The organism is Kluyvera ascorbata, assembly GCF_023195735.1.
Taxonomy (GTDB): Bacteria; Pseudomonadota; Gammaproteobacteria; order Enterobacterales; family Enterobacteriaceae; genus Kluyvera; species Kluyvera ascorbata.
This window is the reverse complement of the sequence record NZ_CP096201.1, coordinates 1956445-1969085: the sequence shown is the minus strand read 5'-3', so window position 1 is coordinate 1969085 and position 12641 is coordinate 1956445. Positions and strand designations below refer to the sequence as shown.

The window sequence follows — 12641 nt, the reverse complement described above, 5'->3', positions numbered from 1 at the left end:
CTTTGTGCATTTTTGTAGCAAAATGGGCGGGTTGTGTTAGCTGATGGTGCAAGGCGGGATATTTGATGGAGCAATGGCCATAAGAGCATTCAGCCTCATCCGTTGTCTTCCCGTTACAGCATTCACGTGTATCTTCGTTGATTCCGGAGCTTTTCTTGTTCTACGCTAATAGAAAGTACACGAAGGCATGAATCCAGATGCATTTTGCATCCACAACCAAATGTTCTAATATTCTGTTTTTACAAATAATGGCGTGAAAAATGATGACGATAACCGAGGCCGATAAGCAGATCCTGTCCGTTTTTGACTTTGACGGAACGCTGACCCGGCACGATAGCTTTATTCCTTTTTTAAAATTTGCTTTCGGCCGTCGTCAGTTTGCCCGCAAGATGCTGCGCCTCGTGATCCCCACATTGCAGTGCTTCCGCCGCCGCCTCACCCGCGACGAGCTCAAGGAAGTGTTAATCACCACCTTCCTTGCTGGCCGTGATGAAAAATGGGTTCAGGAAAAAGCAGAAGCCTACTGTCTGAAATCGTGGAAAAAGCTGATGCGTCCGGCAGGGCTTCTGGCGGTTGCCGCCGAGATCTCAACCGGTGCCGAAGTGACGCTATGCTCCGCTTCGCCGATGATTGTCCTGCGACCTTTTGCCGACAGGTTGGGGATTAAGCTGATTGGTACAGAGCTCGAAAGCAAAGACGGCGTCCTGACGGGGCGGATCGTTGGTCATAACTGCCGGTGTATTCATAAGATTAACCGCCTTGAAGCGGTTTATGGCCCGCTCAATCAGTATCATATCCGCGCATGGGGCGATACGCGTGGGGACTATGAACTGTTGGCTACGGCCAGTGACGCTCACTGGCAGCATTTCCAATCAAGCTGGTCGCGTAAGAAAAACCCAATTGCGCGGTTTCGCAGCGAGTTTATGAAAGAGTTAACCTGATTCATCCCCGGTGGAATCACCGGGGCGTAATTTATCCGTTCTTTTGGTCTTCGCCCGATTTTTCCGGGAACAGCACGCTGGCAAGGATACCCAACGCCAGCACGCTCAGTACCACATAAAGACTGGTCGTCGCACTCAGGCTGTAACCGTGGTGCCAGATATGGTCAGTGGCGTTTAGCCCAAGCTTAACCGCAATAAAGAACAGCAGCAGAATGATTGCCTTCTCCAGATGCACCAGATACTGCTTCAGCGCCTCGAGAACAAAGTAAAGGGTACGTAGGCCGAGGATGGCGAACATCATTGCGCTATAGACAATCAGAGGCTCGCGGCTCACGGCGATGATCGCAGGCACAGAGTCAAAGGCGAACATCACATCAGACAACTCAACGACCGCAACGCACAGCAGTAACGGCGTGGCATAACGCGCGGCTTTTGCCCCGCGTCCAATCGCCACATCACGGTTTTCCGGCTTAGCCAGTTCCTCATCAACTTCTTGCTGATTCAGCAGGAAAGCGTGCCCTTTCAGTTTCGGCCAGATAGGAAAGAACCGTTTTACGAGGCGGTAGGCCAGATGCTGTGAGTAGTCCTGAATTTCATCGCTCTCATCTTTGCTTTTGAGCATCATCACCGCCGTCCACGCCACGATCAGCGCAAACACCACTTCGACGTACGGTCCGAGGCTAAGCAAGCCGGTACCAATAGCGACAAAAATGCCGCGAAATACAATCGCTCCAATAATCCCCCAGTAGAGCACACGGTGTCGGAAACGGTCTGGAATCGCAAACCAGGAGAAGATAGCCATCATGACAAACAGGTTATCAACCGAAAGTACCTTTTCAAGCGCGTACCCGGTGATAAACAGGCTCGCGACTTCGGCTCCGTGGTGAACATATAAGAAACTGGCGAAGACCATGGCCACAATGACCCAGAAAACGGACCAAAGCGCCGCGCTTTTCAGCGATATCGGTTTGTCATGGCGATGCATAAACAGATCGATGGCGATGGCCCCTACGGATAACGCAACAAATACCAGAACCGTTTCGGCTGGAAAACCAATGTGTGTAGAGTCCATTATTTATTCCTGAACGATATCAGTCCACGGGAGCATCCCGCTGGGAAAATCCTGATAAGCATAACGCAGCTTTATGATTTTACCCGTGCGATTTTAATATGAAAATCAATGCCTGGAACGCAATTCGAACCCGCCAGCGTAAACGTTCATTGTCCCCGTTGTCAGTCCGCTCAGGTTTACCATCCTGGACGCAACCTAACGTCAAAAGCGCTGCTGGTGGCGCACAACCACATCGTTTATAGCAATATCCCGCCTTCCAGGTTGGCATTCGTTGTTATCAGGATTACCCTAAACTAAGCGGTGATACCTGTTGTCACGGTTCACCTTCTGCAAGTGTTGATTTACACGAGAGAACGCTATGGAATTAAAGGATTATTACGCCATTATGGGCGTGAAACCGACAGACGATCTCAAGACAATCAAGACCGCCTATCGTCGACTCGCCCGTAAATACCATCCTGATGTCAGTAAAGAGACTGACGCGGAGGCCCGATTTAAAGAGGTTGCTGAAGCCTGGGAAGTACTGAGTGATGAGCAGCGACGCGCCGAGTACGACCAGCTGTGGCAGCACCGTAACGATCCACAGTTCAGCAGTCAATTCCAGCAAGGAGAGAATCAAAGCTACAGTTCCGAAGATTTCGACGATATCTTCTCCTCCATTTTTGGTCAGCATGCGCGCCAGCGTCCTGCCAGCCGCGGGCACGACATCGAAATTGAAGTTGCCGTATTCCTCGAAGAAACGCTTACTGAGCATAGCCGCACTATCAGTTACAACCTGCCGGTCTACAATGCATTTGGCATGGTTGAACGTGAAATTCCCAAAACGCTAAATGTGAAAATTCCGGCTGGTGTCGGTAACGGCCAGCGTATCCGTCTGAAAGGCCAGGGTACCCCCGGCGAAAACGGTGGGCCAAACGGTGACTTGTGGCTGGTTATCCATATTGCGCCGCATCCGCTGTTCGATATAGTTAATCAGGATCTGGAAGTGGTTGTTCCCCTGGCTCCATGGGAAGCCGCGTTGGGCGCGAAAGTTACCGTTCCGACGCTAAAAGAGAGCATCCTGCTGACCATTCCGGCGGGAAGCCAGGCCGGGCAGCGACTACGCATTAAGGGCAAGGGTCTGGTAAGTAAAAAACATACCGGCGATTTGTATGCGGTGATCAAAATAGTCATGCCGCCAAAACCTGACGATACCAGCGCCGCCCTGTGGCAACAGCTTGCGGATGCACAAAAGTTCTTTGATCCGCGCAAAGAGTGGGGGAAAGCATAATGGCTAACGTCACCGTCAACTTTACCATTACCGAATTTTGTCTGTACACCGGTGTATCAGAAGAGGAGCTCCATGAGATTGTCGGCTTAGGGGTGATTGAGCCTCATGAAAACGAGACGTTTGACGACCATGCGCTGACCGTAATGCGTCGCGCGGTGCGCCTGCGTCAGGAGCTGGAACTTGACTGGCCGGGAATTGCCGTTGCGTTAACGTTGCTGGAAGAGAATGCGCAGTTGCGTCAGGAAAACCGCCTGCTTCGCCAGCGACTGTCTCGCTTTATCAGTCATCCTTAGTGTGCCAGGGCCTGCAGCGGGCTGGCCCTTTTATTATCCCCAACCCGCTCTTAATGACATTGCTCAGCAGATGGCATACCGTTAGTGATAAGAATTATTTCAAACAAGAAGACAGGTGTGGCGGAGTTTACTGGCTTCAACCAGCCATGTTATCAGCAAAAAATACACCCAGCGGACGGAGCGACCGCTAAATCTGCGCCACCACCGGAAAACGGACAAAGCGGTCAGGTTCTCTATGCTAAAGGCGATACGTTCGATTCGGCATTGACAAGCTGGAGATTGCAACTCATTACACTTCGTGAGCACAAGATATGAACAGGGCGTGAATTGCAGGCACAAAAAAACCACCTTTCGGTGGTTTCACGACACTGCTTATTGCTTTGATTATTCTTTTGTTTCCCATGGTAGCCGGAGTGGGACTTGAACCCACACAGCGCGAACGCCGAGGGATTTTAAATCCCTTGTGTCTACCGATTCCACCATCCGGCCAGGGAAAAAAGTGGAGGCGCGTTCCGGAGTCGAACCGGACTAGACGGATTTGCAATCCGCTACATAACCGCTTTGCTAACGCGCCTTTAAATCTTAAACACCCGCAATTGCCGATGCTTTTAATTTGGAGCGGGAAACGAGACTCGAACTCGCGACCCCGACCTTGGCAAGGTCGTGCTCTACCAACTGAGCTATTCCCGCATTATCAAGTTGATTTGCTAACCACTTGATTTTGCTATCGTCTGGCAATCAGTGCTGCCGTTCGATGCGTTGCATTCTACTTATCTGACGCGGTGAGTCAACGGTATTTTTCGCAACTTTGTGCCGTTTGCTGAAAATTACGCCGAAACGATCACTCTTGAAGCAAATCACCGCGTGCAGCGTTCAAATATTGCAGCATTGACCACAGCGTCAGCACCGCTGCGACCATGAATAACGCGATACCCGCCCACTCAACCCAGATATTTGGACGCCACAGCATCCAAACCAGCGCAGCCATCTGCGCCGTTGTTTTTACTTTACCGATCCAGGAGACGGCCACGCTGCTGCGCTTACCGAGTTCGGCCATCCACTCGCGCAGCGCAGAGATAATAATCTCGCGCGCAATCATGGTCGCAGCCGGCAAGGTCACCCACCAGGTGTGGTAGTGTTCGGCCACCAGCACCATCGCAATCGCCACCATCACTTTATCCGCAACCGGATCGAGGAAGGCGCCGAAACGGGTACTTTGGTTCCAGCGACGCGCAAGATAGCCATCAAACCAGTCGGTTACCGCTGCAATGAAGAAGATCAGCGCACAAACAAACGGCGCCCAGACGAACGGAAGGTAGAACGCCAGCACGAAAAACGGAATCAGGATGACGCGGAACAACGTAAGCAATGTAGGAATATTATATTGCATGGCGAGGTAACTATCTGTTGTCAGTAAATATTAGCCCTATGTTGCTACAGAGCCCCTAATGTTTCAACGAGTAGAAGATCTTTTCTGCGAGCCCGACCGAGATTCCCGGCACTTTTGCAATATCTTCAATGCTTGCCTGCTGCAAACCTTGTAGGCCACCCATGTACTTGAGCAGCATCTGACGGCGTTTTGGCCCCACGCCTTCGATAGTCTCCAGCGAACTGGTGCTTTTAACCTTAGCGCGTTTCTTGCGGTGCCCGGAAATTGCATGATCGTGTGATTCGTCGCGAATATGCTGAATGACGTGCAGCGCCGGTGAATCCGGCGGCAGGCTGAAGCCCTCACCTTCCGGCTCAAAAAACAGCGTTTCAAGACCGGCCTTACGGTCGCTACCCTTTGCCACGCCTAACAGCAGCGGATGGTTTTTATCCCACGGCACGTTAAGCTCAGCAAATACCGCTTTCGCCTGCCCTAGCTGCCCTTTCCCACCGTCTATCAAAATCACGTCAGGAATTTTGCTGTCATCAATCGCTTTACCATAGCGACGGCGCAGTACCTGGTTCATCGCCGCATAGTCATCGCCCGGGGTGATCCCGGTGATATTATAGCGACGATACTCCGCACGCAGCGGGCCGTTGGCATCAAACACCACGCACGAGGCAACGGTTTGTTCCCCCATGGTGTGGCTGATGTCAAAACATTCCATACGTTTGATGGCCGGCAGCTTAAGCTCGGCGGAGAGCGCCTGCAAACGTTGATGAACGGTAGACTGCTGAGAAAGTTTAGTCGACAGCGCCGTCACCGCGTTGGTTCGCGCCAGCTTCAGATAGCGAGCGCGATCGCCGCGCGGTTTGGTTTGCACCTGAATCCGACGGCCTGCCAGCTCCGATAACGAATCAGCCAACAGGGTTTTATCTTTGAGCGTGAAGTCGAGCAGGATCTCGCCCGGCAGCGTACGCATCTGGCTGCCCTGGAAATAGAACTGACCAACAAAGGTTTCCACCACTTCGCCCAGTTCAGTATCGTTTGGCACTTTCGGGAAGTAGCTGCGACTCCCCAACACCTTGCCCTGGCGGATAAACAACACGTGGACGCAGGCCATGCCCGCTTCAAACGCGACGCCAATCACATCAAGATCATCACCGTTGTTGGAGACAAACTGTTTTTCCGTCACTCGACGAACGGCCTGAATCTGATCGCGAATGCGCGCGGCCTCTTCAAACGCCAACACCTGGCTCGCTTTCTCCATGCGCGCAATCAGCTGCGTCAGCACCTGGTCGTCCTTCCCGGCGAGGAACAGGCGCACGTAGTCAACCTGCTGCGCGTACTCTTCCTCGCTCACCAGCCCCTTCACGCACGGCCCCAGGCAGCGACCAATCTGGTACTGCAAGCACGGACGTGAGCGGTTGCGGTAAACGCTGTTTTCGCACTGGCGGATGGGGAAAATCTTTTGCAATAGCGCCAGCGTTTCTCGTACTGCGTAGCCGTTCGGGAAAGGTCCGAAATACTCCCCTTTCGCGTGTTTTGCGCCGCGATGCGTTGCCAGACGCGGATGAGCGTCTCCGCTCAGAAAAATAAAAGGATATGACTTATCGTCACGTAGCAGGACGTTATAGCGAGGCTGGTAAAGCTTGATATAGTTATGCTCAAGCAGCAGCGCTTCCGTTTCGGTATGGGTAACGGTGACATCAATCTGGGCAATCTGTGCCACCAGCGCTTCCGTTTTACGGGAGGCCACCTGGGCACGAAAATAGCTGGAAAGGCGTTTTTTGAGGTCTTTGGCTTTGCCAACGTAAATAACCGTGCCGCCGGCATCATACATACGATAAACGCCGGGCTGGCTGGTTACAGTTTTCAGAAAGGCTTTTGAATCAAAAACATCACTCACTGACTTGCTAACGACTCCGCATTGCAAAGGCCATGGCGAATTGCCAGGTGCGTCAGCTCAACGTCGCCGTGTATGTTCAATTTGCTAAACATACGATAGCGATAGCTGTTGACCGTTTTAGGACTCAGACTCAACTGTTCTGAAATCTCATTCACCTTCTGGCCTTTAGTGATCATCAGCATAATCTGCAATTCACGTTCAGACAAACTGGCGAAAGGCGATTCGGTCTTTTCAGGTTCAATCTGACTCAGCGCCATCTGCTGGGCGATATCCGAAGCAATATAACGCTGCCCAGAGAACACGGAACGAATGGCGTTGACCACTTCCTGCGGCGCAGCACCTTTACTCAGATAGCCAGCGGCTCCCGCCTGCATGACTTTTGCCGGTAGTGGGTTTTCCGTGTGTACGGTTAACATGATGACTTTGGTGTCGACGGCGGAACGCGCAATCTTACGCGTGGCTTCCAGGCCACCGATGCCCGGCATATTCATATCCATCAGCACAACGTCTACCGGGTTGGCACGGCACCACTTCACCGCATCTTCCCCACAGTTGGCTTCGCCGGTCACTCTAATGCCTTTTATATCTTCGAGAATGCGTCGTATCCCTGCGCGCACCAGTTCGTGGTCATCAACAAGAAGGACGTTGATCAAAGGAATAATCTCCAGGATAGGGATAACGCTACTACATCTTAATTTGCCCATACTACCGGGTTTTATATCAACTGTGAAAGTCTAAAAATGCCAGAGCATGGATTTCGATCTCGTTTTTGGAAATATTCGTGTACAGGTGCTGGAAAGACCTAAAAAACAATAGGATGCCCTGCGTCAAAATCAGTATGTCGTCAGCAATAAACGGAGTAAACAGGCGCTTTGTCGTATATTTGATAATTAGCCCCTATAATATGTAACAACAATTAACGTCGAAGGAACCATATTTAAACAATTCGTCGCTAACTGACTGTCTTCAAAACTTTAAATAATAATTAATATCAGCTCTGAGCAGCGCACAAAAAACAGGCACTCCTTTTTTTCTCTCCGCTTGTGGTATACTGCGCCGCTTTCATAATCCGGATCGCGCATAATGCGCAGAAATTGTACGAGGCAATAAATGAGCACACCTGATTTTTCCACTGCAGAAAATAATCAAAATCTGGCCCAGGAGCTGTCCTGCCTGAAGGCAATGCTGACGCTGATGCTGCAAGCGATGGGTCAAGCGGACGCGGGACGTGTGATTATTAAAATGGAAAAGCAAATTGCGCAGTTAGAAGATGAAGCTCAGGCTGCCGTATTTTCCAGCACCGTTAAGCAAATTAAACAAGCTTACCGCCAGTAATCTTAAACCGGCTGGAGCATCGCTGCTTACAGCCGGTTTGCCGTCTGGCACGCAGAACGCAAGAACGAGTCAGATCAATCCAATCGCCGCCGCATAGCAGGCAATTTGCGTTTTATTAGGCGCATTAAATTTTTTCTGCATGTTCTTCTGATGGAAGTTCACCGTATTCTCGGAAATAGCCAGAATAATCGAAATCTCCGCCGACGTTTTTCCTTCTGCCGTCCATTTCAGAATTTCTAATTCCCGTTTACTGAATTTCATTTCCCGCGGCATCACCATTTCGTCTTCGACGCGTAATAATGCCAGCAGGCTCATTTCCAGCAATATTTGCAATCGTAGCGCTATTTCATCTTCATCATGAGGATGACGCGCCACGCGCTTACGTGATACCGACAGGAAGCCATGAGCATGGTTTGGTAGCATCAGACATTGTGTTGCACCGGTTTGCAGGCCGTGATGACGCGCAGCGTTCCACAATTCCTGAGCATCGCTGAACAGCTCGTCATTCCAGCGCAGATGTCCCAGTGAGAAGTTATCCGGCTTCAGTACCGGATCGATAGCCATATAGTTTGCCGACTTATAATGCGACATCCAGGCATCGGGATAGGTGGTGAACACCGATATTCTGGGCCGGGTAAAAGGTACCGGATGGCGAACGCACAAGGCGAAGAAATCATATTCCAGATATTCGGTTTGCTGCTGTAAAAGCGCATATATCTGGTCGCTTGCCGAGGCTGCCTGGAAAAGTTGCAGCATTTCCCGCCGCCAGCTGAAAAAATCATCGTCTCCCATGACTACGAGAAATCCCCTGATCAATAATCATATTTATGAATACAGAAACCTAACACATAAATCTTATTTATATGTATAAAATATCACGCTTCGGCAAAATAATCCTGATTTGCCCTATTTCTGCAACGGATGACGCAGAATGACTGCTGCCAGGCTATTTTCACGTTTAACAGGCGACATAAAATCTACCTATTGATTAAGCACACTTAAGTAAAATTTTTCATTAAAACGGCGCTAATCGTTCGCGTTCATCATTTGCGATGAAAAATAAGTCATTCCACACGTGCTCATGTTATCGATGAACACGTGCGGTTAACGTTACTGCATGAGGAATTTTTCCAGGAACTGCCGGGTACGCGCCTGCTGCGGGTTGGCAAACAGGGCTTTCGCTTCGCCCTGCTCGACCACGCGGCCCTGATCCATAAAGATGGCGCGGTCAGCCACATCGCGGGCAAAGCTCATTTCGTGGGTGACGATAACCATGGTGCGCTTCTCTTCAGCCAGCGCACGGATGGTATTCAGCACCTCACCTACCAGTTCAGGGTCTAACGCGGAGGTTGGCTCGTCAAACAGAATGACGTCAGGCCGCATCGCTAGCGCCCGAGCGATGGCAACGCGCTGCTGCTGCCCGCCGGAGAGACGACGCGGGTAGCTCTCTTCTTTGCCAGACAGGCCCACTTTGCTAAGCAGCTCGCGCGCTCTGGCAATGGCTTCCACTTTGGCTTCGCCCTTCACAATCACCGGCCCTTCAATGATGTTCTCCAGCACCGTTCGATGCGGGAATAAATTGAAGTTCTGGAAAACGAAACCCACGTGCTGGCGAAGGCGGCGAATCAGCCCTTTCTGCTGGCTAAGCGGACGCGCGGTATCAATGGTCATGTCACCGACTCGGATCGTCCCGCTTTCCGGCACCTCCAGTAGATTAATACTGCGCAGCAGCGTGGTTTTTCCCGAGCCGCTCGGCCCGATAATCGCCACCACTTCACCCTCTTTCACTTCGAGATCGATCCCGTACAGCACCGTCTGGCCGTGAAATTTCTTCACCAGGTTTTTGACTTCAATTGCGCTCATTTTGGATCTCGCTCCTGGCGGTTAAGCTGGTTTTCAAAATAGTTTTGCAGCGCCGACAGCACCGTCGCCATCACCCAGTAAATCAGCGATGCGGCCAGATACATGGTGAACACTTCCAGGGTACGCGAGGTAATCAGCTGCGCCTGGCGGAACAGCTCCGGCACCTGAATGGTGGCCGCCAGAGAGGTATCCTTCACCAGACTGATAAAGCTGTTCGACAGCGGCGGCAGCGCCACGCGCGCAGCCTGCGGCAGAATCGCACGACGCATGGTTTGCCATGGCGTCATCCCAATACTTGCCGCCGCTTCCCATTGTCCCTTATCAATCGACGAAATCGCCGCGCGCAGCGTTTCTGCTGCATAGGCCGCCGTGTTAAGCGACAGGCCAATCATCGCTGAGGGAATAGGATCCAATTCAATGCCAAACTGCGGCAAACCGTAGTAAATCATAAACAGCTGCGCAATCAGCGGCGTACCGCGAAAAATCGAGATATAGCAGCGCGCCAGCCAGCGGATGGGGCCGATGGGCGAAAGGCGCATCAGCGCGAGAATAAAGCCCAGAATCAGGCCGAAGAACATCCCGCCAATACTAAGCTGTAGCGTGAAGACCGCGCCTTTGAGCAGATACGGCGCGGAGTCGATAACCAGTTGAATACTTTCTTGCATGAGCGCGTTCTATTTAAATGTGAGGATGATAGGCAAAGAGCGCAGGCGCACCGCCGGTATGGATAAACAGAATCGGCCCTTCGTCTTTAAAGCGCTTCTGATTAATGCCGTCAATCAGCCCGGCCATCGCTTTGCCGGTATAAACCGGGTCGAGCAGAATGCCTTCAAGGCGTGCCAGCAGCTTCACCGCTTCCATACCGTCGTCGTTAGGAATGCCGTAGGCTGGCGCGAAATAGTCATCCCACAGCGTAATATTGGCTTTGGCCGTCAGTTCGAGGTTGCGGGCAATTTCTTGCTGTAGCGTCACCACTTTCGGCAGTTGATCCGCCACTTTGCGCGAGACCGTCACGCCAATCAGCTCGGCTTCTGGCATCACCTGTTCCAGCCCTACCGCCAGACCCGCGTGCGTCCCCGCGCTGCCGGAGGCCACCACCACGGATGAAATAGAGACCGCCCCTTCGCACTGCTGGGCAATCTCCAGCGCACTTTCAACATAGCCCAGCGCACCCAGCGCGTTGGAACCGCCTACCGGGATCACATACGGACGAAAACCCTGCGCTTCAAGGCGCGTGGCAAGCTCGGCGAGCTGCGCATTCGGGTCAGTCAGCGCGTCGCACATTTCAACCTGCGTGTTGAACAGATCCAGCAGCAGGCGGTTGCCGTTGCTGAGGTAGTTTTCCGCCGTCGTGCCCATTGGGTTTTCCAGCAGCGCGACGCAGTGCAGGCCGAGCTTCGCCGCCACCGCCGCCGTCTGGCGCACATGGTTAGACTGAATCGCCCCGGCAGTTACCAGCGTGTCAGCGCCTTCGCGCAGCGCATCGGCGGCAAGGAATTCCAGCTTACGCAGCTTGTTCCCACCCATCGCCATCGGGGTGACGTCATCGCGTTTGATAAAAATATCGCGCCCGATGTAATCAGAAAAACGCGGCAGATATTCCAGCGGCGTCGGCGCGCCAATAAATTCCAGGCGTGGGAAACGGGTTAAATTTTGCAGTGACATAGCATCTCCTTAGTCTTGTTTTTATTATGCGCCTTAAATAAAAAAAGGCGCTCTATCAGCGCCTTTTTTAAAGCATGACGATTATTCTGTCACGTCTGCCCCGAACCATTTTTCAGACAGTGCTTTCAGGCTACCGTCTTTATGCATGGCATAGATGGCACCATCAATCGCTTTCAGCAGGTCTTCGTTGCCTTTACGCAGCGCAACGCCAGATTCCTGACGGGAGAACGCGTCGCCCGCAACGGCCAGCGTATTGTTGGTTTTCTTCACCAGATCCAGCGCCGCCAGACGGTCAACCAGAATCGCGTTGATACGGCCTACGCGCAGGTCCTGGTATTTTGTCGGGTCATCATCGTAAGTACGAATATCGACGCCCTGGACGTTCTTACGCAGCCACTCTTCGTAGTTGGTCCCGAGACCCACGCCGACTTTTTTACCTTTCAGGTCAGCCGCGGTTTTGATGGTGTCTTCACTGCCCTTTTTCACCAGCGCCTGAATGCCGGAGATGGTGTACGGGGTGGAGAAGTCATATTTCTTCTGACGCTCAGGAGAAATAGTTACCTGGTTAATCACCACGTCGATACGTTTTGAATCGAGCGACGCCAGCATCCCATCCCACTTGGTCGGTTTGAGGTCAGCCTTAACGCCCAGGTGTTCTGCCAGCTCATTGGCAAACTCCACTTCAAAGCCGGTCAACTTACCGTCATCGCCCTGGAAACTGAACGGAGGATAAGTGCCTTCCAGGCCAACGCGCAGCGTGCCGCGTTCTTTCACCTGGTTTAATAAATTCTCAGCAGCGAACGCCTGTACGCTTGCGCCAGCAACCAGCGCAACGGCCATAGCACCCATCAGCACCTGACGACCCAGAAACTTCAGTTTCATTATACCCCCGAAAAGCATCACTTTTTTTCGTAGTGTAAACCG

The 12641-nt window shown here is 52.1% G+C and carries 14 protein-coding genes and 3 tRNA genes; 5 read left to right on the top strand and 12 right to left on the bottom strand.

Annotated elements, in window-relative coordinates:
- Nucleotides 1-260: 260 nt before the first annotated feature.
- The gene (locus MY052_RS09250; protein WP_202217720.1) at nucleotides 261-941 is read left to right on the top strand and encodes an HAD-IB family hydrolase; all 681 of its coding nucleotides are present in this window, start codon (nucleotides 261-263) and stop codon (nucleotides 939-941) included.
- 31 nt (nucleotides 942-972) lie between these two features.
- On the opposite strand, the gene MY052_RS09245 is transcribed toward MY052_RS09250, so the two are convergent.
- On the bottom strand, nucleotides 973-2013 hold the full coding sequence (locus tag MY052_RS09245) for a TerC/Alx family metal homeostasis membrane protein (RefSeq protein WP_202217719.1): 1041 nt from the start codon (nucleotides 2011-2013) through the stop codon (nucleotides 973-975).
- A gap of 108 nt (nucleotides 2014-2121) precedes the next feature.
- Between MY052_RS09245 and MY052_RS24290 the strand changes: the two genes are divergently transcribed.
- The 3 genes from MY052_RS24290 (at nucleotide 2122) to cbpM (ending at nucleotide 3576) form a co-directional block, all read left to right on the top strand.
- Entirely contained in the window at nucleotides 2122-2310 is a 189-nt protein-coding gene (locus tag MY052_RS24290) for an IS1 family transposase (RefSeq protein ID WP_369709836.1), read from the top strand.
- Between the two features lie 61 nt (nucleotides 2311-2371).
- Complete coding sequence (cbpA, locus tag MY052_RS09240; protein ID WP_248538646.1) at nucleotides 2372-3283, top strand: curved DNA-binding protein; 912 nt, start codon at nucleotides 2372-2374, stop codon at nucleotides 3281-3283.
- Entirely contained in the window at nucleotides 3283-3576 is a 294-nt protein-coding gene (gene cbpM / locus MY052_RS09235; protein WP_035894102.1) for a chaperone modulator CbpM, read from the top strand. The genes cbpA and cbpM overlap by 1 nt, the downstream gene beginning before the upstream one ends.
- A 402-nt stretch (nucleotides 3577-3978) precedes the next feature.
- Here cbpM and MY052_RS09230 read toward each other — a convergent pair.
- The 6 genes from MY052_RS09230 to uvrY form a co-directional block, all read right to left on the bottom strand.
- Nucleotides 3979-4065 (bottom strand) — tRNA-Leu (locus tag MY052_RS09230).
- Nucleotides 4066-4076: 11 nt separating this feature from the next.
- Nucleotides 4077-4150, bottom strand: a tRNA-Cys gene (locus tag MY052_RS09225).
- 40 nt (nucleotides 4151-4190) lie between these two features.
- Nucleotides 4191-4266 (bottom strand) — tRNA-Gly (locus tag MY052_RS09220).
- Between the two features lie 151 nt (nucleotides 4267-4417).
- Nucleotides 4418-4966 (bottom strand): CDP-diacylglycerol--glycerol-3-phosphate 3-phosphatidyltransferase, encoded by a 549-nt coding sequence (gene pgsA, locus MY052_RS09215; RefSeq protein WP_035894103.1) that lies wholly within the window; start codon nucleotides 4964-4966, stop codon nucleotides 4418-4420.
- 55 nt (nucleotides 4967-5021) lie between these two features.
- Nucleotides 5022-6854: an excinuclease ABC subunit UvrC gene (gene uvrC, locus MY052_RS09210; RefSeq protein ID WP_248538645.1), complete on the bottom strand. Its 1833-nt coding sequence runs from the start codon at nucleotides 6852-6854 to the stop codon at nucleotides 5022-5024.
- Nucleotides 6851-7507 (bottom strand): UvrY/SirA/GacA family response regulator transcription factor, encoded by a 657-nt coding sequence (gene uvrY / locus MY052_RS09205; protein ID WP_035894107.1) that lies wholly within the window; start codon nucleotides 7505-7507, stop codon nucleotides 6851-6853. Before uvrY ends, uvrC begins: the two co-directional genes overlap by 4 nt.
- Before the next feature lie 457 nt (nucleotides 7508-7964).
- Between uvrY and MY052_RS09200 the strand changes: the two genes are divergently transcribed.
- Nucleotides 7965-8189: a DUF2594 family protein gene (locus MY052_RS09200; protein WP_035894108.1), complete on the top strand. Its 225-nt coding sequence runs from the start codon at nucleotides 7965-7967 to the stop codon at nucleotides 8187-8189.
- Nucleotides 8190-8258: 69 nt separating this feature from the next.
- Here MY052_RS09200 and sdiA read toward each other — a convergent pair whose 3' ends face one another.
- From sdiA to tcyJ, 5 genes are all read right to left on the bottom strand, one after another.
- Nucleotides 8259-8981, bottom strand: coding sequence for a quorum-sensing transcriptional regulator SdiA (gene sdiA, locus MY052_RS09195; RefSeq protein ID WP_035894110.1), 723 nt, complete (start codon nucleotides 8979-8981; stop codon nucleotides 8259-8261).
- A 318-nt stretch (nucleotides 8982-9299) separates the two neighbouring features.
- On the bottom strand, nucleotides 9300-10052 hold the full coding sequence (gene tcyN, locus MY052_RS09190; protein ID WP_248538644.1) for an L-cystine ABC transporter ATP-binding protein TcyN: 753 nt from the start codon (nucleotides 10050-10052) through the stop codon (nucleotides 9300-9302).
- Complete coding sequence (gene tcyL / locus MY052_RS09185) at nucleotides 10049-10717, bottom strand: cystine ABC transporter permease (protein WP_123652198.1); 669 nt, start codon at nucleotides 10715-10717, stop codon at nucleotides 10049-10051. The genes tcyN and tcyL overlap by 4 nt, the downstream gene beginning before the upstream one ends.
- A gap of 13 nt (nucleotides 10718-10730) precedes the next feature.
- Nucleotides 10731-11717, bottom strand: coding sequence for a D-cysteine desulfhydrase (gene dcyD, locus MY052_RS09180; RefSeq protein WP_248538643.1), 987 nt, complete (start codon nucleotides 11715-11717; stop codon nucleotides 10731-10733).
- 81 nt (nucleotides 11718-11798) lie between these two features.
- The gene (gene tcyJ / locus MY052_RS09175) at nucleotides 11799-12599 is read right to left on the bottom strand and encodes a cystine ABC transporter substrate-binding protein (protein WP_248538642.1); all 801 of its coding nucleotides are present in this window, start codon (nucleotides 12597-12599) and stop codon (nucleotides 11799-11801) included.
- Nucleotides 12600-12641 lie beyond the last annotated feature (42 nt).

Excerpts from the sequence above, each read along its gene's own strand:
- dcyD (WP_248538643.1), bottom strand. The coding sequence starts at position 11,717 with ATGTCACTGCAAAATTTAACCCGTTTCCCACGCCTGGAATTTATTGGC.
- MY052_RS24290 (WP_369709836.1), top strand. The coding sequence starts at position 2,122 with ATGCCTGGAACGCAATTCGAACCCGCCAGCGTAAACGTTCATTGTCCC.
- tcyL (WP_123652198.1), bottom strand. The coding sequence starts at position 10,717 with ATGCAAGAAAGTATTCAACTGGTTATCGACTCCGCGCCGTATCTGCTC.
- tcyJ (WP_248538642.1), bottom strand. The coding sequence starts at position 12,599 with ATGAAACTGAAGTTTCTGGGTCGTCAGGTGCTGATGGGTGCTATGGCC.
- MY052_RS09200 (WP_035894108.1), top strand. The coding sequence starts at position 7,965 with ATGAGCACACCTGATTTTTCCACTGCAGAAAATAATCAAAATCTGGCC.
- cbpA (WP_248538646.1), top strand. The coding sequence starts at position 2,372 with ATGGAATTAAAGGATTATTACGCCATTATGGGCGTGAAACCGACAGAC.
- MY052_RS09250 (WP_202217720.1), top strand. The coding sequence starts at position 261 with ATGATGACGATAACCGAGGCCGATAAGCAGATCCTGTCCGTTTTTGAC.
- pgsA (WP_035894103.1), bottom strand. The coding sequence starts at position 4,966 with ATGCAATATAATATTCCTACATTGCTTACGTTGTTCCGCGTCATCCTG.
- tcyN (WP_248538644.1), bottom strand. The coding sequence starts at position 10,052 with ATGAGCGCAATTGAAGTCAAAAACCTGGTGAAGAAATTTCACGGCCAG.
- MY052_RS09245 (WP_202217719.1), bottom strand. The coding sequence starts at position 2,013 with ATGGACTCTACACACATTGGTTTTCCAGCCGAAACGGTTCTGGTATTT.
- cbpM (WP_035894102.1), top strand. The coding sequence starts at position 3,283 with ATGGCTAACGTCACCGTCAACTTTACCATTACCGAATTTTGTCTGTAC.
- sdiA (WP_035894110.1), bottom strand. The coding sequence starts at position 8,981 with ATGGGAGACGATGATTTTTTCAGCTGGCGGCGGGAAATGCTGCAACTT.